Source organism: Pseudomonas sp. HN2-3 (genome assembly GCF_020691745.1).
GTDB lineage: Bacteria > Pseudomonadota > Gammaproteobacteria > Pseudomonadales > Pseudomonadaceae > Aquipseudomonas > Aquipseudomonas capeferrum.
Genome location: NZ_CP085704.1, coordinates 2,880,745 through 2,903,099, shown reverse-complemented (window position 1 = coordinate 2,903,099; position 22,355 = coordinate 2,880,745). Strand labels below are relative to the sequence as shown.

Sequence of the window (22,355 nt, the reverse complement as noted above, 5' to 3'; positions counted from 1 at the left end):
CACACTAACGCGCCACGTTTGCGGATTAATCCAGGCCACCCTGGCACACATACTTGATGTGCATGTATTCCGCCAGGCCGTGGACGGAGCCTTCGCGGCCATAACCCGAATCCTTCACCCCGCCGAATGGCGCAGCTTCGGCAGCCAGCGCACCTTCGTTCACTCCGACAATGCCGCACTCCAGCGCATCGGTAACGCGGTGCACACGGCGCATGTCGTTGGTATAGAAGTAGGCTGCCAGCCCGAATGGCGAGTCGTTGGCCATCTTGATGACTTCCTCCTCGGTGTCGAATTGAGTGATCGGCGCGACGGGCCCGAAGGTTTCCTCATGGAAGCACTTGGCAGCGCGGTCTACGTCGGCCAGAACGGTTGGCGCGTAGTATGTGGACTCGGCGCGCTGTTCGGTGAACAGGCGCTTGCCGCCGGTCAGCACTCGGGCGCCCCGGGCAACGGCATCGTTAACATGCTCTTCGATTTTGGCGATGGCTTTGGCGTTGATCATTGGGCCGATCTGCGACGCCGGATCGCTCGCCGGGCCGACGACCAAGGCTGCTACGCGGGCTGCCAGTTTTTCCAGGAACCTGCCGTAGATCTTCGACTGAACGTAGACACGGTTGGGGCACACGCAGGTTTGGCCGCCGTTACGGAACTTGGCAACCATCAAGCCTTCTACCGCAGCATCGACATCGGCATCTTCGAACACGATGAACGGAGCGTTACCACCCAGCTCCAACGCCAGTTTTTTCAGGGTACGGGAGGATTCGTGGGCAAGGTGCTTACCCACGGGGGTCGAGCCGGTGAAGGTGATTTTACGAACGCGCGCATCGTCCAGCCACACATCGGCAACGGTCTTTGACGAGAGGGTGTTGACGATATTCAGAACACCTGCCGGCACGCCCGCCTCTTGCGCAAGCTTGACCAAGGCCAACGCAGTGAGTGGGGTTTCTGCTGCGGGCTTGCACACAACGGTACAACCGGCAGCCAGTGCAGGCGCGATTTTCCGGGCAATCATCGCGGCGGGGAAGTTCCAGGGCGTGATGGCAGCAACGATACCCACAGGCTCCCAGTAGGCTGTCATTTTACGGCCACGCACCGCCTGAGGAATGATGTCGCCGTTTGCGCGGGTCGCTTCTTCTGCAAACCACTCGACATAACTGGCGGCGTAAGCGATTTCACCAATGGCTTCCGCAAGGGGTTTGCCTTGCTCAGAGGAAATGATTTTGCCCAGATCCTCGGCGTTCGCCATGATCAGGTCATTCCAGCGTTTCAAAATGACAGCGCGTTGTTTGGCGGGCGTGGCGCGCCAAGCTTCAAAAGCGGCGGCTGCCGCGTCAATGGCAGCTTCCGCATCTTTTTCATCGCTATTTGCAACCCAGGCAACAGGCTCCCCAGTCGCCGGGTTATTGACCGGCAGGGTGGCGCCCGATACTGCATCCTGCCACTCACCCGCAATGTAATTCTTGGTAACCATCAACGCGTCGCGCTGCAGTTTAAAGCTCATAAAACCCCCAATTTGAGTAGCAGTCTTGGCAACTAAGCCGACAGGCCGCGACACCGCGCGTGCCCTGTAACTATCGCTTTAAGCGATTGCATCGAATCTGATGCACGATTCCGATTAGCACCAACGCGAGCCCTGCACTGCCCGTAGACACCACCAGCACCTGGTAGTCAGGCATGAACGACATCACCCCCAGGCAAACCACGATGAACACGATCACCGCCCAGGTCAGCCAAGGGAACAGCCACATCTTCAACGGGATGTCACTGCCTTTGAGTTCCAGTTTGCGTCGCATCTTCAGTTGAGAGCAGGCGATGACCAGGTAAACCAGCAGTGCAATAGTGCCGGTCATGTTCATCAGCGTATCCAGTACATCCTTGGGCCGCAGCGCCTCACTAAAGTTGATCAGTGCCAGAATCACAGCCACCAGGCACGAGCCAATAATCGCGTAGACCGGGATGCCCGTTCCGGCCTTGGTGAACTTGAAGAACGCAGGTGCGTCACCGCGGGTGGCCAAGGAGAAGAGCATGCGCGAGGCGGTGTAGTGCGCAGAAATCAGGCAACTGCTCACCGAGGTCAGCACCACGAAGTTCATCAGCACTTCTGCGCCAGGCACCCCAAGCAGCTCCAGTGTCCGGCGGTACGAGCCATAGCCCGACACGCCCAGCATGGGGTCATTCCACGGCACCAGGCACACAATCAGGAAAATCGACCCCACGTAAAACAGCCCTACGCGCCAGACAACCGACTTCGTCGTCTTGATGATCTGCTGCGAGGGGTTTGCAGACTCTGACGCTGCAATCGTCGCAATCTCGGCCCCCAGGAATGCAAACATCACCCCGAGCATTGCGCCGACGACGGGGTCTATGCCGTTTGGCATAAAGCCATGCGCGGTCAGATTACTGATGCCGCTCACCTCCCCCAGCGTCCAGAGGTTGGTCACGGCCAGGCCGCACACAATCAGGAAGCAGAAGATCGCCACCACTTTGATCAAGGCGAACCAGAACTCGAATTCACCGTAGTTCTTCACATTGAAGAAGTTGATACTGAGCAAAACCAGGGTCGTTGCCAGCACAAAGACATTGATGCTGATCGATGGAAACCAGCCGTTGAGTATTTTTCCGGCAACGTATGCTTCCCACGCCATCAGGCTGACCCAGTAACCCCAGTACAGCCACCCAATGGTAAAACCGGCCCAGCGACCAATGGCGCGGTCGGCGTAGGTCGAGAATGACCCAGTGTCTGGCGATGACGTTGCCATTTCCCCCAGCATTCGCATGATCAGCATCATCAGAATGCCGCCAACCAGAAAGGCCAGAACGGCGGCTGGCCCCGCGCTGTGAATGATACTCCCCGACCCTACGAACAAGGAGCCACCAATGACCCCTGCGATCGACATCATTGTCAGATGCCGAGACTTCAAGCCCGCCTTGAGTTGGCTGTCATGGGTGTTCGGTTTATCGATACTTATACTTGTATTCATCATCGAGGCACCTCTATTAATTGACGGGAAACATTGACGCGCGAGAAGCCGCCAACCCCCTTCCCGGCACGCTGTTTGATTAACTTGCGGTGTGATAGCCCCCTGCAGGGAGGGGGCAAGTTCAAGTCGGTGAACGTGAACAGAATGATCCGTTCAATCCCTGCACCGGCAAGCAGTCGGACTCAGGCTTGTGCGGCAACCAGTGCACGCTCGAACATGCCAAGTGCCTTGGCAACGTCCTGCTCAGTGATCACCAACGGGCAGATAAAGCGAACCACGTTGCGGTACACACCACATTTGATGAGCAGCAGGCCCTCTTCACGGGCAGCGTCAATCACGCGCTGCGCCATCGCCGCATCCGGCTCTTTGCTGTCGCGATTGGAAACGAACTCGACCGCTGCCATGGCACCAATGGCGCGTACGTGGCCGATGCTGTTGAAACGGCCCTCAAGTTGCTTGAAGCCTTCCAGCAGTTGCGCACCAATAGCGCGGCTACGCTCGGTCAGGTTCTCGGACTCGAAGATCTTGATCACTTCCAGGGCAGCGGCGCAGCCCAGTGGGTTGCCACCGTAGGTGCCGCCCAGGCCGCCTGGCTGCGGGGCATCCATGATTCGGGCACGGCCGACAACGCCCGAGATCGGCAAGCCGCCGGCCAGGCTCTTGGCAACGGTTACCAGGTCAGGCTGGATGCCGGCGTGCTCGAAGCCGAACATTTTGCCGGTACGGCCAAAGCCGGTCTGGATTTCATCGCAGATCAGCACGATGCCCAGTTCTTCGGTTTTCTTGCGCAGTGCACGCATGAACTCGACGGGCGCTGCGATAAAGCCACCGTCACCCTGTACTGGCTCGATGATGATTGCCGCAACACGATCAGCAGCGATCTGCGTGTCGAACACCTCCTGCAGGGCCACCAGCGCTTTCTCGGTGGTGATGCCTCGGTATTCGTTCGGGTACGGGGTGTGGTAGATGTCCGGCGCGTAAGGGCCGAAGTTCTGGCGGTACGGCTGGCTCATGCCGGTCAGGGTCATGCCCATCAAGGTACGGCCGTGGAAACCGCCGCGGAATGCGATCACACCTGGGCGGTTGGTGTAGCCCCGCGCGATCTTGATGGCGTTCTCGACCGCTTCGGCACCGGTGGTCAGGAACACCGACTTGTAGTGCTCTGGGCCGCCAACCAGGTTATTCAGCTTGGCAGCCAGATCGGTGTATTGGTCGTAAGCCGCAACCTGGAAGCAGATATGCGAGAAGGTGTCCAACTGCTTGCGTACCGCTTCGACCACACGCGGGTGATTGTGCCCCACGTTCAACACGCCTATGCCACCCACGAAATCCAGGTATTTCTTACCTTGATCATCCCATAGGTAGGCACCCGCAGCGCGGCTCACCGTAATGGGGTGAGCAACTGCAACACCGTTGGAAACATGCTGGGCACGCGCCGATACAGACAATTTTTGTTGAGAGGACATAGCATTCACCTTTATGTGTCAGTGTTTTAATGCTAACCACTGCCTTTCCCTCCAACTACAACCAGGAAGTAGGAAGCGCGCGCAAACTAATCCTGCTTAAAGCAGGAAAAGCCAATTCAACGCTTTTACTTATCATCCGTTGCCAACACGTACATCTGAGCCGCTACCTGCAATTTGAACTTGTCGTCTGGATTGTCGAGCGAGATATTCAGCATCGACTCGATCCGCTCGACCCGGTACCGCAGCGTACTGATATGAATATCCAGTGCCTTGGCCGTATTGAGTAGTTGAAAGCCTTCTCTGGCCAAGGTCAGTACGGTGTCTATCAGGGCATTGCCGCGCTTGGGGTTGCCGAGCGGCTCGATCAGCTTTTCCATCAGCAAGCGACGGGCGTCCGAGTCCCCCATCAAGGCGCGAGGGAATAGCACCTCGTCGAAGTCATGCAGCTTTCCGGGCTTGAGCAGAGGCAGCAGCGCCAGCACGTCCTCTGCCCCTTGAGCCATGCCCGTCACCCCCTTGTGCACGCGGCTGACGGCCATCGCACTACCTTCTGTGCGTACCGACCTCCAGATGGCGTCTGGGGCGTTTTCTGCCGGGAGCAAGAAGCTGACCTGGTTCAGCGAGACGGACATGAGCGGCGCGATGCCCATGCCCTGCATCGACTGGGCAATACGCTCGGCAATTCGCGAGCGTCGGTTGAAGCCTTCCACCGACAACGGGATAGGTTCATTCAACAACACCAGACAAACCCGGTAGTCCCTGTTTTCGCCCCATCCCGACACTTGCGCCCGCTCTATGGCACTTGGCGTGGCAGAGAACTTGCCCTCCAGCAACCCAGCGACGAATGCATAACCTAAGCGAGTCTCCTGGTCGGACAACTGGCGCTGGTAGGCAAGGTGCAACGCCGCAATCACCGAGGCGTGTTCGAGCGCTCGAGACTCCAGCTCCTCAAACGCCCCTTCTTCGCCGTGCAGCCAGACAATGCCCACCACTTCTCCACGAAGCCTGATGGCACCGCCCAGCCTGGGGCGCTGCACGCCCTGCGTCACGACTTTTGCCGTGGTGGTATCGAAACAGCCCGTGAGCGAATCCAGTTCGGTGATTTTCTTGATCAGTGCGCGCTCGGCCAGCGCGTCGACCGCGGGGTCGGAGGCCCCCAGAACAGTACCATCCGCAGAGACCACGGTTGCATGCTTGTCCAGGGCGGATTTCAGCGCCTTGGCCAAGCCTTCCAGGTTGTTGCCTTCCAAGGCAGCCTCGGTCAACGTGCGATGGATATGGTCTGAGCGGCGAATGGTCTCGGCCTGGATGTTGATGATCCGGGCCAGTACATCGTGCATGATCTCGCTGAACTGGATCTCCCACGGCAACTCGAGCAGTGGCAAGTCGCAGCGGTTCGCTTCGTCAATGGCGGCCTGGGTGAAATGCTCGCGAAAATGCGGAACAGCCAGTACCACCCCCGCCAAACCGATTTCACTCAGCCGGCGCACCATCACACGGCACTCTTCGTCGTCTACTGGCCAGTTGTAGCCGGTGGTCAACAGAAGCTCGCCAGGCTTCAACCAATTGGTGATCTCGGGGTGATCGACGATGTGAACCCAGGTGATTTCGCGATCCATGGCTGTTTCACCGGCCACCACAGTGGCCTCGCGAAGCACAGTGCTACCTATCGCTGCGTCGAGCTTCATGACCTATCAATCCCACTTAGTTATAACCACTCGACAGCACTCGATGGCTGCCAGGTTTGCAACGACCTTAGCAGCCAGATACTGGAGAATGCTGCGCTGCGTGCAACTAACCCAGAATTTTCGCAAGGTACTCGGCCAGGTGCATGGCTTCTCTGCCACTCACGTTGCGGATCTGCCCGCGGCAACTGAAGCCATCGGCAACGACCGCCGCCTGCTGCGGGATCTTGTCGATGTGAGGTTTGAACTCATTCTCACCGATGATCTTCGCAATCGGAGCCGTCTTGCTATGGTAAGCGTATGCACCCGCCACGCCGCAGCACCCCGCAGCAATCACCTGGCCCTGGCCGCCCAGCTTTTCAAGAACGCCCTGCTCCCCAGCCATCCCGCCGCAGGACTTCTGGTGGCAATGCCCATGTATGCGCACGTCTTCGTTGATCGAAGGCAACTGCAGACCACGCTGCTCGATGAACTCACTCAAGGTCATGATCGACTTCTCGAGCTTTTTGGCGCGCGGGTCCGTCGGGTACAGGCCCGGCATTTCGTCGCGGAACACCGACAAGCAACTGGGCTCAAGGACGATGACTGGAAGCCCCTCTTCGAGCACCGGCGCCAACTGGGCAAGGATCTGCTCAAGGTTCGACTTGGCCTGATCGATCATGCCCACGTCGTAATAAGGCCGGCCGCAGCACACATGGCGCTTCATCAGTTTTACGCTAAACCCAAGCGCCTCGAGTACGGTTACACCCGCTTCGAGCACGTTGGGCGTGAAGCCATTATTGAAGCTGTCCACCCACAACAGCACCTCTGTACCGGCACGCACACGCTCATTTTTCAGGATACGCCTGGCCGTAGCGCTGCTACGGAAACTCTGCGAGGCGACCTTTGGGAACTTGGCTTCACGCGCCAGCCCGAAATAAGCACCCGCCTTACGCACCAGCGGGTTACCCATGGCGTAGTTGAGTACGGGTGACAGCTTGGTGGCATGCGGCAGCCATGCGCCGATGCGCCCGATCATGGCGTCCATCACCGGGCGCGGCTTGTGGCTGTAATAGCGGCTAAGGAACTCGGTCTTGTAGCGGGCGATGTTCACATTGGTCGGGCAGTCCGTCTTGCAGCCCTTGCAGCTCAGGCACAGATCCAGGGAATCCTTGACCTCCTCGTTCTGCCAGGCACCTTCGATCACCTCGCCCTTCAACAGCTCGAAAAACAAACGTGCACGGCCGCGGGTGGAGTACGTCTCTTCGCGGGTCGCCCTGAAGCTTGGGCACATGGTGCCGCCTTCGAGCGAGCGGCATTTACCCATCCCGATGCAGCGCTCGGCCTCGCGCGCCAGGCCCTTGTCACCGAGGCGTGCATCGTAGGTGAACTGGCTGGGGATTTCGCGGCGCTCATAGTCCGGGCCCAACCGCAGGTTGGCATCGACCGGCATGGCATGGATCAGCTTGCCTGGGTTCATCTTGTTCAGCGGGTCCCAGATCGCCTTGAATTCGGCAAAGGCATTCATGATCTCGGTGGAGTACATGATCCGCAGGTATTCCCCCTTGGCCTGGCCATCACCATGCTCGCCCGACAACGAACCGCCGTAGCGCACGACCAGGTGAGCCGCCTCCTCCAGGAATGCTCGCCAGTTATCCAGGCCGTCCTGGGATTTCAGGTCGAAGGTAATGCGCGAGTGGATACAGCCATCACCAAAGTGCCCGTAGAGGTTGGTCTTGTAGCCGTAGCTGCTGACCAAGCGCTTGAACTCGCGAAGGTACTGGCCAAGGTGCTCGGGCTCGACCGCTGCATCCTCCCACCCTACGACAGGATCAGGCGCGTTCGGGTCCAGCCCCAGCGAGGTCGCCGAGGCGCCCGTCTCTCGGATCGTCCAGATTCGATTCATCAAACCTGCATCGGTCACCAGCCGCACACTTGGGCTGCCCGGCAACTCAGGCGCGATGTCCACGGCCTTCTGGGCGAAGGCAATCGCTTGCTCAGTCGACAGAGCACCGAACTCGATCATCAACCAGGCGTTGCCAGCCGGAAGCTCAGCGATATCGGCAAGCTTCATGCCGCGTTCTTTGAGCCCATCGATGATGCCATCATCCAACCCTTCCATTGCGATTGGGTTGAGCGGCAGCAACTGCGGTACGGAGTCGGCTGCGTAATAGATCTCGTCATAGCCCAGCACCACCAGCACGCGGTGAGTCGGGTTCTTCACCAGAATCGTCTCAGCCTGCAGGACGGTGACGCAGGTGCCTTCGACGCCCACCAGCGCGCGTGCAATGTTGAAGCCGTTTTCAGGCAGCAACTGATCGAGGTTATAGCCCGACACGCGACGTTTGAGCTTGGGGAACCCCTGGCGAATGTGCGCCTCGTTGCGATCGACCAGCGCGTTCAATGCCTGCACGATCTCAGCACGCCGCCCACCGGCCTTGATGTGTTCCTGGTAGGCGGCCTCGTCGGTAGGCCCTACCCAGAAACGCTCACCGTCATAGGTCAGAATTTCCAGGCGCTCGACGTTTTCGACTGTCTTGCCGGCCATCACCGAGTGAGCGCCACAGGAGTTGTTGCCGATCATGCCGCCCAGCGTGCAGCGGCTATGGGTTGCAGGGTCCGGGCCGAAGGTCAGCCCCACCTTGGCCGCCTCGCTTTTGAGCTGATCGCAGATCACACCCGGCTGCACCCTGGCCAGGCGCCTTGCAGGGTCGATCTCATGAACAGCGTGAAGGTATTTGGAGGCATCGATCACAACCGCCGCGTTCACCGCCTGGCCGCACATGGAGGTACCCGCGCCACGCGGCAATATCGGCATGCCGGCCTCTTTGCAGAGGCGTACCGTGGTCACGATATCGTCGACGGTTTTGGGAATGACAATGCCTATCGGCAGCTGACGATAGTTTGAGGCCTCGGAGGCGTAGATGGCGCGGGTGGCGGCGTCGAATCGAACCTCCGCCGAGGTTTGCGCCTCAAGCTTGGCGCGCAGGGTCATCAGGAGGTTGAGGTCGAAAGGGATAGGGTTGTTTTTTGTCATTGGGAGAAGCCTGGTCTCGATCATCAGCACGGAAACGCAACGGCCCTACGGGGACTCCCCAGGGTAGAGCGGTGGGCGTTAACTACTGTAAGCCGAGCGCGGATGAGGCTCTACCAACTCGGAATAGGAAGAAACAGGCTTTTCATGCTTCTTCAGGCAGGATCAAATCGCAACGCCTCAGTACCCCTTGCCGCGATGCACCGTGTTCAGCAAGGGCAGGCCGCTGCGCGCGCGGTGAAGGTTTCGCACGATGACATCAACAGCGCCCTTGACCTGAACATTGCTGGCGATATGCGGGGTCAGCAACACCCGCGGGTGCCGCCAGAACGGGTGGTCGGGCAAGGGAGGCTCCTGATCAAGCACGTCCAGCACCGCGCCTGCGACCTTGCCGGTATCAAGCGCCGCCAACAGATCCTGCTCGATAACATGAGCACCCCGCCCCACGTTCACCACACCTGCCCCTGTGGGCAGCGCATCGAGCGTGGTCGCGTTCAATATGCCCGTCGTTTCGGGTGTCAGAGGCAACAGATTGATCAGGATGTCGCATTGGCCTAGAAATGCATGCAATTGCTCATTGCCCACGTAGCAACGCGCACCCGCGACCGCTTTGGGCGAGCGGCTCCATGCATGCAGCTGGAAGCCCAGTGGCTGCAACCGCTGCAGGGCTACCTGCCCGAGGTTCCCCAGCCCCATCACACCCACACGCCGCTCGCACGCAGGGATGATCGGCAAAGGCGCCCAGCGGCGCTCGCGCTGACTGTTCTGGTAAGTGAGGATGTCACGGTGCAAGGCCAGCACGGCAAAGGTCACGTACTCGGCCATGATGTCGGCCATGGCGCCATCCACCAGCCTGACCAGCGAAACGTGCTCGGGTAGCTCAGACAGGTCGAACTGATCGACGCCGGCGCCTGCCGAGTACAGCACGCTGAGGTTTGGGAACTGCGCCATCAGCCTCGGCATCGCTTTCCAGGCAATCAGATACTCGATGTCGCGCGCATCGCCCACCTCGGGCCATTCGCGAAACTCAAGTTCGGGGGCACTTTCATGAAAAGCCTGACGCCATTGAGCAGCACTGCCGGGCTCGGCCATGTAGAGAATAGCCATGTCTGGCTCCTGTTATTCAGTACACACATGATGCCCACCCCAACGACATGATGCCTTCTCATGGGTGCACTAAAAGAACAGCCGTTCCTCCTGCCTTGAGTAGGTAGTTTCACCACCGGTACTGAAAGCCCTGAACCGCCAAGTCACAGCTGTTCGGAAATTTCGATCAGATTGAGATCAGGGTCGCGCACATAGACCGAGAGGATAGGCCCGGTCGCCCCGGTCCGCTGAACAGGCCCTTCGACAATGGGCCAGTTCTGAGCCTCGAGGTGTGCGACCACTTGCTCGAGCCCGACACTGGCGATCAAGCACACGTCCAAGGCCCCCGGCACCGGCAGGTGGGCCTTTGGCTCGAACTCATGCCCGCGAACATGGACGTTGATCTTTTGATTGCCGAAACAGAACGCAAGGCGGCCTGCCCCAAAGGTCTGCAAACGCATCCCCAGAACACGGACGTAGAAATCTTTGCAAGCGTCGACATCAGTGGTGGTCAGTACCAGATGATCCAAGTGATCAATCATTGCGGTAGAAGCTCCCTTGCCTGCGTTGTCGGGTTTTCTTTATGTGCGGTCCCCTATTGGCCTCGCAACACCTTATAAATCTCGGCAACCACCTGCATCGTCGCCTCCTCGACCGTGCCCTCATTGCGGCACAACACCCACCCCTGCTCCGCAACCGCTCGCTCGAACGCCTGGGTACTGGCAACCTGCTCATGCAGGTTGAACATCACGGTACTGCCCAGCCCGCGCGACCGCGCCGCTGCCCTGGCCCATGAGATTTCAGGGTCGGTAACCACCCCGACATGCAGGTCTGGCACGCGCACATTGCGCTCGATATTCAGGCGCAGAATGTCTGCAAACGGGACTATCCGGCGAAACGCGGCATCCGACGGGTACCAGCGGTCGATCAGGATGATGCTGCCCTGGGGCTGTCTGGGCAGCACATGCTGTGAAATCCAGCTACGGCTATCGGCCAGGCGCTCGCAAACCCCCATTTCCAGCTCCCGGCTGGGGTTTCTGACCAGTTGGTTGACCAGCGCCATTGTTGCACCCCTGTTGGGGTCGTTATTGCGCTCGCAAAGCCGGACCACCTTGTTGTTGCCTGCCCTCAGTACTTTTGTAATGGCCTCAAGCAGTGTGGTCTTGCCAGTGCCCTTGGGCCCATCCAGAGAAACGAACAGCGGACGATTCATTGTTTGAACATCACTCACATAAGGCAATAATACGCGCTGACCTCGGCAACGATCGCCCCCTTGGCATCGTATAGCCGCGCCTCGGGCGTCAAGGCCATGGAACGCGCCTCCAGCACATAGCGCTGGCCGGCTTTGAAATGCGGGTAGTTGAGCGTCAGGTAGCACTCGCGCACGGTGGAGCCCCCCATCATGCTCATGCCCGAACCCCCGCTTGCTTCGTAGTCGAACCTGACGGTCAGCTCATGGCCGCCGGGGCTGACCTGAAAAAACCGGCCGTCGCGCAGGCGTTGCTGGTCCAGGCGTTCAGCCATCAACAACCTGTCGTTGGGAAACGGCACCGAGAAGTCGACCCAGGCCATCTGCGGATCGGCAGCCGGCATTGGCGCCTGACAACCCGCAATCGCCGTGATCGCGAGCAACACCATCAACCTGCGCATGATAGATGCCCCAAGGGTGCAGGCATTCAGGATAGCGCCCACTGGGCCTGCGTGGTCAAGCCAAACAGCTCACGCAAACCGTTGACACCCAGTTTGCGGTATAGCCGTTTCACATACGTCGCGGCGCTGACGGGGCGAACCCCCAGATGCTCGGCAATGTCTTCCACTGCAAGGCCGCTCAGCATCAGGCGCAACAGCGTTTGTTCACGCAAGGTCAGCGCCACATGCTGCTGCTTGATTACCCGCTCGGCCAAAAGCAAGGGCAGCTCATTGGCTTGCAGGTGCGCATGGTAATGCAGGCGCACGGCCTGGATCAGCAACGGCGCCAGGGCTTCCAGGTAGTTCATTTCCTGCGCCGAGAAGCGCCCGTGCTCGCGGCCGCGGTAGAAGTTCACCGACAACCAGCGGTTGCTTTCACAGTGGGTCAGCAAGGCTACCCGCTCGGCAATCTGTGGCTGCTCATAGCAGATGCGCCGGTACTCGGGGTGCGTGATGTCGTCAGCTGACTGGCGTTGCACGATGGTCTTGGTGACGCAGTGGCTTTGGCTCATCACCTGCTGGTTGCCATCCAGGCCGAAGAAGCGTTGCACATATTTGTGGGAGATCGCCGGCAGCGAGACTTCGCGCGCCCGGTCCGCAAACGAGAACACCTCGGCGTTGCGCCGCTGCGGATAAGCGAAGATCGTGCATTGGGCCAACGGCACGCCCGAGCCGATCACCTGCAGCAAATCCGCTGCGAGGAACTTGCTGCGGTTCTGGCCCACCCTGGCGAACAGATTGGCGGTGTGAGCGATATTGAAGCGGTGTTCACTACTGCCGGGGCGCAAGGGCCAGTACTGCATAGCGGTTTCTCTCGACGTGTCGGGCGCAGGTTTTGTGGTTATTGCCTACTACGGCTACCCGACACTCTATCACCCTTCAGCGCCCGGGCTCTGGCGGCGCTATGGGCAGGCGCAGGGCCAGCAGTGCGCCGAGGACCAGCAGCAGGGCAGCATAGGCGAAACCTGCGCTGAAACTGGACGTCAGGTCCTTCAGCCAGCCGACCACCAGCGGGTTGACTGCCGAGCCGATATTGCCCATGGCGTTGATCACCGCGATACCCACCGCACGGGCACTGAAACTCAGCACCTGGTCGGGCGTTGTCCAGAAAATCGACATAGCGCTGTAAGAGCCGCTGGCCGCCATGCACACCCCCAGCAATTGCACCGCCGGATAGCTCGACAGCGCAGTGAGCACCCAGCCAGCCGCAGCCATCAGCATGGGCAGCACCAAGTGCCACCGGCGCTCGCGGGTGCGGTCCGAATGCAGGCCCCAGACGATCATCAGGACAATGGTGCAGATCTGCGGGATGGCCGCCAGAAAGCCGATCGCCTGGTTACTGCTGGCGCTGTTGAAGCTTTTGACGATCAACGGCGTCCATACCGCAATCATTGCCAAGGTGTTGACCAGGCAAAAGTAGACCAGGCAGAACAGCAGGATGCGCGGCGAGGCCAGTTCGCGCCACACGCTGCGGGCAGGCTGTGTCGCAGTTGCCGTGCAGGCAGCGCGGTCCGCTTGCAGTGCGCGCTGCAGCAGCGCCTGTTCTTCGCCATCCAACCACTTCGCCTGTTGCGGGCGGTCATCCAGATAACCGAACACCACGCAGCCCATCAGCACCGAGGGCAAGCCTTCGAGCAGGAACAGCCATTGCCAGCCCTTCAGCCCCCAGATGCCATCCAGGCCCAGAATCAGCCCCGACAGCGCAGCGCTGAACCCGGCGGTAAATGGCATGGCGATCATGAACAGCGCGTTGGCGCGGGCCCGGTAAGCCGAAGGAAACCAGAAGGTCAGGTACAGCAACACGCCAGGCAAGAACCCCGCTTCGGTCACACCCACCAGAATCCGCAACAGGTAAAGCGAGGTGGCATCGGTCGCAAACAGCGTGCAGGTAGACGCCAGCCCCCAGGCAATCATCAGGCTGCCGATCCAGCGACGGGCCCCGATACGCGACAGGGCCATGTTGCTGGGTATGCCACAGGCGATGTATGCGACATAGAAGAAGGTACTGGCCAGGCCAAACTGAGTGCCCGTGAGGCCCAGGTCGCCCATCATGGTCAGGCCGGCGAAACCGATATTGATGCGATCCAGAAACGACAGTACGAAGCAGGCAAACAAAAAGCCGATCAGCCTTTTCGAGATCTTTTTACACACGTGCTGATAGCGGTCGTCAACACCGGCCACCGTCGGGGTGGTCGCGCTGGCGATAGGACTGCGTGTCATGGGGAACTTCCTGATTATTGTTATAGGAAGGCTCGCCGGCTCGAACAGATAAACCGGCGGCAAATGCACGAAAGCCAGGGGCTGATTACAGGTCCAGCAACGCCGTGCGCGTCAGCGCCAGAAACGGCTCTGCGTCGCCAAGCGCCTGGGCGCTGAGCAGCGCCAGTTTCACCAGAAACAGCTCGCGTTTGCCCTCTTCGATGTGGTCAAGGGCATCCGCTAGCTGGTCGTAGAGGGTCTCAATGTCGCTGATGGTCAATTGCTTGTGTTCCATAGGGTTCTCACTCATTGCCCAAAGCGGTTTCGACGGCATCACGCAAAGCCTGCCCATTGAGGTGATGCCAGCGCGCGCAAACGTGCTGGTCCGGGCGCATCAGGTAAGCACCGCCCGCCGACGCACCATATTTGTTGCGCAGGTGGCCGCCAGGGTCGTCGATCACCCCGTCTGCGCCCCGGACCTCGCCTTGCCGATTACCCACGACAGCCAGCAACTGCAATGGCACGCCTTGGTCGCGCAGGCTTTGCGCCTGCGCTTGAATATCGCTCGGCACTTCAACGGCATCAGTGAAATACAGCAGGCAGAACGACGCCCCTAGCCTGTCGAACAGGAACTGGTCATCGCCGAGCCGCACGTTCAGCAGCGGCGCGCCCTGGTGCGGCCCGCAGCTGAAGCGTGAATTGTCGTCATGCTTGCAGTTGAGTGCAGAGTCCACATAGTCATGTGGCCGCGAAGTGCGCCAGTGGTACAGCGGGCGGACGAACGCCTGGGTCAGTGACAACGACAGTACGGCATCGCGCAACAGGCGATAACCCGCACTGGGCGGCGTCATGAAACGGGTGCTCTTCCCCGCTTCGGCAATGATCTCGCGCGCGGCCCCTACCCGCTCCGCGCTATACGAGGCCAGCAGCCCCGGGCCGGCAATACCCTTGAGGGTCAGCGCCAGCTTCCAGCCCAGGCCGTGACAGTCCTGGAAACCGGTGTTGGCACCGCGCACGCCAAAAATGGGCAGCAAATGCGCGGCATCGCCGGTGAATATCACCCGAGTATGCAGGTAATCGGACAGTGTCAGTGCGCGCGCCGAGTACACCGAGCACCAGTCCAGCTCCCACTGCGGGTTCGCTACCCCGACGATGCCCAACTGGGCATTGATACGCTCGCGCAGGGAGTCAGCCGACAAGGCCTGTTCGGGCGTTTCACCCCGTGCCAGTTGATAGTCGATGCGCCAGATATTGCCTGGCTCGCGGTGCATGAGCACGGTATTGCCCGGGTTCCAGTGCGGGTCGAAGTACGCCAGGCGCTCAGTGGGCAGGTCTAGGTCGATCTTGATGTCGGCGATTACAAAACGGCCTTCGTATGAAGCACCTTCCAGTTGCAGCCCAAGCAGCGTGCGAATGGCCGAACGCGCCCCATCTGCGGCAACCACCCAGCTGGCTTGCAGGGTGTACTCACCCGCGGGGGTATCCACCTCCAGTGTCGCGCGGTCTTCTGCCTGGGCCAGCGCCTTGACCCGGTTGCCCCAGCGCAGCTCGATCATCGGGTTGGCGTGGCAGGCATCGACCAGAAACTGCTCCAGGCAAGGCTGTTGCAAGTTGGTCATGGGCGCAAAACGGTCATCGGGGTCGTGCGGGGCCTCCATGCGAAATACCCGCTGATTGCGGTAGTAGGAATTGCCAAAGCGCCAGGGCAGGCCCGCTGAGGTGACACGCTCGGAGATGCCGACCTGCTGCAGGATCTCCAGTGATCGACGGGTGAACACGATCGCCCGGCTGCCTTCGCTGACCTGCCGTTCGGCTTCCAACACGATCGAGGGGATGCCGTAGCGGGCCAGGTCCAGGGCCGTGGTCAGGCCAATCGGCCCAGCACCGACGATCACCACAGGGTGATGCTGCACCTGGGCATTCACGCTGGCGGTGTGGGCAGGGAAAACCTGGTAATCGAAATAGATAGAGCGACGAGGCTCTGCGAGTGGTGTGTGCATCACACTGCATCTCCGGATTGTTATGCTTTTTTTTGGCCTGAGCCATTTCGGATATGCAGCGGACTGTAAGCGGTGTGAGAAACAGACATGTCCCCTTGAAGGGACAACTTTGCACAGCAGAAAGCACGCCCTCAGGAAAAAAACGCAGGATGTTGTGCGCAGAATTCGCTTGAGATAGACGGCCGCATTGCCCAAGGTGGCCAGCCTGACAGCTATTGCCTGAATAAAAGGCTGCAGGGCGTGGACGCAGGCGCACGACGACGCCTGTGTGTGGGGGGTAACTATTTTTGCGGTCGCAAGCCTTGCGCTGCACGAACGTTGCCAATTCCTCCCCGATAATAAGAGAGGACAAGGAAATGCAATCCAACAGTCTGAAGCAAAGCCTGAAACAACGGCACATCACCATGATTGCGCTAGGCGGGGTGATAGGCGCGGGGCTGTTCATGGGGTCGGGCAAGTTGATTGCCTCGGCGGGGCCGGCCGCGATCCTGTCATATTTCATCGGCGGCATCGTGGTCACCTTGGTGATGTTCATGCTCGGCGAGATGGCCTGTCGCAACCCGGACGCCGGCTCGTTCTCGACCTATGCCAATACCTACCTCGGCGAATGGGCGGGTTTTGCCGTCGGCTGGCTGTACTGGCTCAAATCGATGCTGACCATCACCCTGGAGGCGGTGCTGCTAGGCGCCATCCTCAACGACTTTCTGCCGTGGCTACCGATCTGGGCGGGCGCCTTCATCATGCTGGTGACGTTGATGGCCAGCAACGCCTACTCGGTCAAATCGTTCGCTGAAGTGGAGTACTGGCTGGCCGCGATGAAGGTCGCCACCATTCTCATCTTCATGGTGCTGGGTGCTTCGATACTGCTCGGCCTGCACAGCAACATCCCCTCCCCTGGCTGGGTCAACCTGACGGCGCACGATGGCTTCATGCCCAATGGCCTGTCGCCGGTGATGGCGGGCGTGGTGGTGGTGATCTTCTCGCTGGGCGGCAGTGAAATTGCAGCCGTTGCGGCCGGCGAATCGGAAAACCCGCGGCAGAACGTCATCAGGGCAATCAAGAGCGTGATTTTGCGGGTGATGCTGTTCTATGTCGGTTCGGTGTCGATTCTGATTCTGTGCCTGCCCTGGACAGACACTGAAAACCTGGCTTCGCCGTATGTGTCATTGTTCAGCCTGGCCGGGTTCAGTGGCGCGGCGGTGGCCATGAAGATCGTGTTGTTCATCTCGTTCATGTCGGTGATGAACTCGTTCATGTTTTCCAACTCGCGCATGCTGTTCTCGTTGAGCCAGCGTGGCCACGCGCCGAAGCTGTTCTCCCGCACCACCTCCAAAGGGGTGCCGCTCAACGCCCTGCTGCTGAGCCTGAGCATCTGCCTGTTGATCCTGACGGTGCACTTTGTCAGCGGCGGCGACCTGTTCATGACCCTGGCCAAAAGCAGCGGCACGTTCGTGATGATCGTGTGGATCTTCATCATCATCGCCCACTTTGCCATGCGCTGGAAAACCCGGCATGAAGCGGTCGACCCCACGGCGTTCCGGGCGTGGTTCTTCCCTTACGCCAATATCGTTGCGCTGTTCGCGCTGCTGGCCGTGATTGTCACCCAGGCCTTCGACCCAGGGTCGCGCTTTCAGTTCTGGTTTACCACGGTGACCTCACTGGTGGTGGTGGCGGCCTACTTCGTGAAACGTAATCGGATGGCGGCGAAGTCGGTTGGTTACGCAGGGAGCTGACCAGTGCAGGAGCGGGTTTCCCGCTCCTGCCCCATGGCGGCACGCTAAACCCCTGTGCTTGCCACCTGTTGCCCTTGATGACGAAGCGTGCCCTGCAAGCTAGACTCCCATGCTGAATTTGACTGTAAACACTTCGTTTGCCTGAAAATGTTCGGCGGTCATGCAGGCAGCCGGCCTCTGGTAAACCGGCAGGGGCAGCCCATGACTTTGCAACCTCCCGTCAACTTGACCAACTGCGATCGCGAACCTATCCAGATCCCCGGCAGCATCCAGCCGCACGGTTGCCTGTTGGCCTGCAACGCGTCGGCAAGCGTTGTGCTGCGGCACTCCGCCAATACCGCCGGCATGCTGGGCGTGGCGGGTGAAATCAACGGGCAACGGCTCGAAACCATCATCGGCAGCGAGGCTGCCCATACGCTGCGCAACGCGCTGGCACGCGTCAGAGAGGCGTCCCGACCGGCGCTGAGCTTTGCCGTGAGTCTGCCGTCCGGGCAGGTGTTCGATGTGGCCGCGCATATTTTCAAAGGCACTGCCATCCTGGAGTTCGAGCCCTCCGGTGCGGGCATTGCCGAACCAATCGAACTGGTGCGCACCGTCATCGCCCAGTTGCGCGAGATCGACCGCTCCGACAAGCTGTTCCCCGATACTGCCCGGCGTGTTCGCGCACTACTGGGTTATGACCGGGTGATGATCTACCAACTTGGCGTCGACGGCGCCGGCAAGGTCATTGCCGAGGCCAAGCGCAGCGGCCTCGAAAGCTTTCTGGGGCAGTACTTCCCCGCCTCGGACATTCCTCAGCAGGCACGCGCCCTGTACCTGCGCAACCCGGTGCGAATCATTGCCGATGCCCAGTTCAGAACCGTGCCGATCGAGCCGGTACTGGACCTTTCCGGCGAGCCACTGGACCTGTCCTACGCGCACCTGCGCAGCGTTTCGCCCATTCACTGCGAGTACCTGAGCAACATGGGCGTGGGCGCGTCCATGTCCATTTCGATCATCGTCGACGGCGCGCTCTGGGGGCTGATTGCCTGCCACCATTACGCACCCCGCACGCTGACCATGGGTCAGCGGGTCGCGGCGGAGATGTTCGGCGAGTTCTTCTCGCTGCATGTCCAGACTCTGCGGGCCAAGCAAACCGTGGAAGCCGCTGCTTACGCCCGCCAGGTGTTGGACAACCTGCTGCGCGATGCCCACCGCACCGCGGATATCGAAGAACTGCTGCGTGCCCGCATGACAGACTTCAAGGCACTCATCCCTTGCGACGGCATCGCCATGTCGCTGCAAGGGCGCTGGTCGGCCGACGCGCTGACACCGCCCAAGGCGGCGGTACCGAACCTGCTGCGCTTTGCCGAGGGGGTCGCCGAGGGGCGTACATGGGCGTCGAACTGCCTGTCGATGGCGCACCCTGCCGCCCAGGATTATGCCGTCGACGTTTCGGGCGTACTGGTGATTCCGATGTCGCAGCAACCGAGGGACTACCTCATGCTGTTTCGCAAGGAGGTGATCGAAACCCTGGATTGGGCCGGTGACCCCAACAAGACCTACGAAAGCGGCCCGCTCGGTGAGCGCCTGACCCCACGCAAAAGCTTTGCTGTGTGGAAGCAGACCGTACATCAGCACTCGCAGCCCTGGTCCGAACAGGACCGCCAGTTCGGCGAGGCCATCCGCGCCGCGATCGTCGAGGTTGCCCTGCACAACAGTGAGCTGATGGCCGATGAGCGCTCCAAGGCCGAAGTGCGCCAGCGGATGCTCAACGAAGAGCTCAACCACCGGGTGAAGAACATTCTTTCACTGATCGGTGCACTGGTGGCCCACCCCACCACTGAAAACCAGACCCTCAACAGCTACGTGGCCACGCTGAAGGGCCGCATCCAGGCGTTGTCGCTGGCGCACGATCAGGTGGTGCGGGGGGATGGCGGCGGCCGTTTCGCAACGCTGCTGGAAGCGGAACTATCGCCGTACCGCACTGCAGCCGATGCCATCACCCTGAACGGCCCGAACCTGCTGCTCGATGCCCGCGCCTACTCGGTAATGGCGCTGGTGCTTCACGAGCTGGCGACCAACGCCGCGAAGTATGGCGCGTTGTCTCGGGCAGGCGGCAAGCTGGCGGTCAGCTGGACGATTGATTCGGGTGGGGCTTGCGACATCGCCTGGTGCGAAAGCGGTGGGCCGACGGTGCGCCCGCCGAGCCGAAGCGGTTTTGGCTCGGTACTGATTGAACGCAGCATCCCCTTCGACCTGGGCGGCAGCAGCACGCTCGAGTTCAGACCAGAAGGCCTGCATGGGTATTTCAAAATTCCTGGCAAACACCTGACTCAGCTTGAAACAGCCGACACCCCAGCGCCGCAGGTCGCGCCGGCTGCGCCACCGGTAAGCTGCACGGCCCTGGTCAATGCATGCGTGCTGATTCTTGAAGACCAACTGGTGATTGCCGTGGGCCTTGAACAGATTCTGGCCGATGCGCTGGTCGAGGATGTGATCACCGCAAGCTCGGAAGCCGAGGCAATGAAACTGCTGGCCAGCCACAGGCCTGATGTCGCCGTGCTGGACATCAACCTGGGGACGGGAACCTCCATTGCCGTAGCCGAAGCGCTCTCGCGCCAGCACATCCCATTCCTGTTTGCCACGGGTTACGGCGACAGTGTCAGCATTCCCGCGCACTTGAAGCACGTTCCCGTGGTGCGCAAGCCCTATGACGCCTTGTCGATATTGTCGAACCTGGAAAGCCTGATCGACGTTCAGGATGCTGTGAAGTAGGCACGCGTAGCCGATTTCGAGCAGCATTTGTGCCTGTCTATAACCTTGCAGGGGGGCGGATATCGAGCGCCGCCCGCGCGGCGCTTCGCGGCGCAAGGCCGCTCCCACATTTGTTTCGGGCCAGTTAATCCTGAGGCATTAGCGCGCGCCCCGTTGGCGTCCGCCTGAATATCGCGTCGTACAAATAAAGCGGTCGCGCGCAAATGCTATAGACCTCACTGGCCCGAAACAAATGTGGGAGCGGCCTTGCGCCGCGAAGCGCCGCGCGGGCGGCGCTTGATATCCGCCCCCTGCAAACCTAAAGACAGCCCATAGCCCTCCCCCTACCCCCCCGACGAACACATCGCAGCCATTCACTCCCACCCTGTCATGCCGCTACCCCCAAAAAAAACCCGCGCACAGGCGCGGGTCGTATTCGTTCAGCACCCGGTCACTTGTCCAACTCATCCTTGGTAATGGCGCCAGTGTGCGGATCAACGTGGAATTCGTACTGCTTGCCATCTGCCTTGATACCCTCGCCCTCCCAATGGCCATCATCGGCCTCGATCTTGGTGATCTGGGTGTAGCCGGCGCTCTTCAGCGCGGCTTCGGCCTGGTCTTTGTTCACCTTCCAGTCGGCGCCTGGCTGATCCGCCCAGGCAGCACTAACCCCCAGTGCACCCACCAGGGCCAAACCCGTGAACAGTCGTGTCATCGCTTTCATCGTCAACATCCTTTTTGCCAGAGTTAAACACTGCGACCCAAGCACTGTCGCTTCGGTTCAATTAAAGTGGCAAGACGGCTATTCATGACATAAGGGTTGATGTGCACTCATCAGAGCGCCTGAAAGGCATCGATGTATTTGTCTGCGTTGCAGACCTCGGCAGTTTTGCGGCGGCAGCGCAGCGCCTGAACCTGACAAGTTCGGCGGTCAGTAAAGGTATCGCGCGGCTGGAAGCGCGCCTGGGGCTGCGCCTGTTCGAACGCACCACCCGCCGGCTTGCCCTGACTGACGCGGGGCAGACCTTCTACAAGACCTGCTCACGGGTGCTGGCCGACCTCGAAGAATCGGAGCTGTCGCTGCACGAGGACTACTTCGAGCCGCGAGGCAGAGTGCGTATCGACCTGCCTGCGGCCTACGGGCGGCTGCACGTATTGCCGGTCATCCTCGACTACGTCAAACGCCATCATCAGCTGCAGCCACACGTGTCCTTTACCGACAGCTTCGTCAACCCGACCGAACAGGGCATCGATATCGTGGTACGTATCGGCGGCCCGGACGTTTGGCCGGACGAGCTGGGCCACCAGTTCATCGGCGCTCAGCGGGTCATCTTTTGCGCGTCACCGGCCTACTTGCAAGCGCGTGGCACGCCCGTCGATGAGCGTGACCTGCACGCCCATGACTGTGTGGTTTACGGGCAAGCCGACGGTTTGGGCAGCCCTTGGCACATGACCGGTACCCAGCCTGGCGAAATGGAACGGCGCTTCATGCCGGCGCGGCTTGCCATTGGCGATGGCGAAGGTGTGGTACAAGCCGTGCTGCAAGGCTTGGGCATCACCCAGGTGCCTACCTGGCTGGTCAACCAGCAACTGGCCTGTGGCGAGTTGGTTGAGGTGTTGCCGCACCTGGCAACAGAGGGCTTGCCGATGAACGTGGTATGGCTCAGGAAGCGCGAGGCCCTGCCACGCGTCAGGGCGTTACTGGACGTATTGCTGCAATCACTGCGCATGGACGGCCACGTTCTGCAGCCCGGTGATTAGTGAATA

17 protein-coding genes are annotated in these 22,355 nt (G+C 60.3%); 3 read left to right on the top strand and 14 right to left on the bottom strand.

The window, feature by feature from the left end:
• Positions 1-25: 25 nt before the first annotated feature.
• The 13 genes from LJX93_RS13010 to LJX93_RS12950 all read right to left on the bottom strand — a co-directional run bounded on the left by LJX93_RS13010 (position 26) and on the right by LJX93_RS12950 (position 16,119).
• Positions 26-1,501, bottom strand: coding sequence for an NAD-dependent succinate-semialdehyde dehydrogenase (locus tag LJX93_RS13010; RefSeq protein WP_033697811.1), 1,476 nt, complete (start codon positions 1,499-1,501; stop codon positions 26-28).
• A gap of 70 nt (positions 1,502-1,571) precedes the next feature.
• Positions 1,572-2,984: an amino acid permease gene (locus tag LJX93_RS13005; protein ID WP_033697810.1), complete on the bottom strand. Its 1,413-nt coding sequence runs from the start codon at positions 2,982-2,984 to the stop codon at positions 1,572-1,574.
• A 179-nt stretch (positions 2,985-3,163) separates the two neighbouring features.
• The gene (gene gabT, locus LJX93_RS13000; protein WP_033697808.1) at positions 3,164-4,447 is read right to left on the bottom strand and encodes a 4-aminobutyrate--2-oxoglutarate transaminase; all 1,284 of its coding nucleotides are present in this window, start codon (positions 4,445-4,447) and stop codon (positions 3,164-3,166) included.
• 125 nt (positions 4,448-4,572) lie between these two features.
• Positions 4,573-6,135, bottom strand: a complete 1,563-nt coding sequence (locus LJX93_RS12995) for a PucR family transcriptional regulator (protein WP_033697807.1) — start codon at positions 6,133-6,135, stop codon at positions 4,573-4,575.
• Between the two features lie 106 nt (positions 6,136-6,241).
• Positions 6,242-9,148 carry an FAD-binding and (Fe-S)-binding domain-containing protein gene (locus tag LJX93_RS12990; protein ID WP_227697275.1) on the bottom strand — a complete coding sequence of 969 codons (2,907 nt, stop codon included), beginning with the start codon at positions 9,146-9,148 and terminating at the stop codon, positions 6,242-6,244.
• A gap of 177 nt (positions 9,149-9,325) precedes the next feature.
• Positions 9,326-10,252: a 2-hydroxyacid dehydrogenase gene (locus tag LJX93_RS12985; RefSeq protein WP_033697804.1), complete on the bottom strand. Its 927-nt coding sequence runs from the start codon at positions 10,250-10,252 to the stop codon at positions 9,326-9,328.
• A 143-nt stretch (positions 10,253-10,395) separates the two neighbouring features.
• On the bottom strand, positions 10,396-10,773 hold the full coding sequence (locus tag LJX93_RS12980; protein ID WP_033697802.1) for a VOC family protein: 378 nt from the start codon (positions 10,771-10,773) through the stop codon (positions 10,396-10,398).
• A 53-nt stretch (positions 10,774-10,826) separates the two neighbouring features.
• On the bottom strand, positions 10,827-11,444 hold the full coding sequence (locus LJX93_RS12975; RefSeq protein ID WP_047583706.1) for a dTMP kinase: 618 nt from the start codon (positions 11,442-11,444) through the stop codon (positions 10,827-10,829).
• 14 nt (positions 11,445-11,458) lie between these two features.
• On the bottom strand, positions 11,459-11,881 hold the full coding sequence (locus tag LJX93_RS12970) for a hypothetical protein (protein WP_047583705.1): 423 nt from the start codon (positions 11,879-11,881) through the stop codon (positions 11,459-11,461).
• Positions 11,882-11,907: 26 nt separating this feature from the next.
• Positions 11,908-12,723 carry a helix-turn-helix transcriptional regulator gene (locus tag LJX93_RS12965; protein ID WP_227697274.1) on the bottom strand — a complete coding sequence of 272 codons (816 nt, stop codon included), beginning with the start codon at positions 12,721-12,723 and terminating at the stop codon, positions 11,908-11,910.
• A 76-nt stretch (positions 12,724-12,799) separates the two neighbouring features.
• Entirely contained in the window at positions 12,800-14,140 is a 1,341-nt protein-coding gene (locus LJX93_RS12960) for an MFS transporter (protein ID WP_047583704.1), read from the bottom strand.
• Positions 14,141-14,225: 85 nt separating this feature from the next.
• Positions 14,226-14,414 (bottom strand): DUF2783 domain-containing protein, encoded by a 189-nt coding sequence (locus tag LJX93_RS12955; protein WP_227697273.1) that lies wholly within the window; start codon positions 14,412-14,414, stop codon positions 14,226-14,228.
• 7 nt (positions 14,415-14,421) lie between these two features.
• Entirely contained in the window at positions 14,422-16,119 is a 1,698-nt protein-coding gene (locus tag LJX93_RS12950; protein ID WP_047583703.1) for an FAD-dependent monooxygenase, read from the bottom strand.
• Positions 16,120-16,475: 356 nt separating this feature from the next.
• Here LJX93_RS12950 and LJX93_RS12945 point away from each other — a divergent pair, with 356 nt between their 5' ends.
• Complete coding sequence (locus LJX93_RS12945) at positions 16,476-17,852, top strand: amino acid permease (RefSeq protein ID WP_227697272.1); 1,377 nt, start codon at positions 16,476-16,478, stop codon at positions 17,850-17,852.
• Positions 17,853-18,053: 201 nt separating this feature from the next.
• Positions 18,054-20,609 (top strand): HWE histidine kinase domain-containing protein, encoded by a 2,556-nt coding sequence (locus LJX93_RS12940; RefSeq protein WP_227697271.1) that lies wholly within the window; start codon positions 18,054-18,056, stop codon positions 20,607-20,609.
• A gap of 430 nt (positions 20,610-21,039) precedes the next feature.
• Here LJX93_RS12940 and LJX93_RS12935 read toward each other — a convergent pair whose 3' ends face one another.
• The gene (locus LJX93_RS12935) at positions 21,040-21,312 is read right to left on the bottom strand and encodes a PepSY domain-containing protein (protein WP_050506051.1); all 273 of its coding nucleotides are present in this window, start codon (positions 21,310-21,312) and stop codon (positions 21,040-21,042) included.
• 101 nt (positions 21,313-21,413) lie between these two features.
• On the opposite strand from LJX93_RS12935, the gene LJX93_RS12930 reads away from it, so the two are divergent.
• Positions 21,414-22,349 (top strand): LysR family transcriptional regulator, encoded by a 936-nt coding sequence (locus LJX93_RS12930; protein WP_033697787.1) that lies wholly within the window; start codon positions 21,414-21,416, stop codon positions 22,347-22,349.
• Positions 22,350-22,355: the final 6 nt, after the last annotated feature.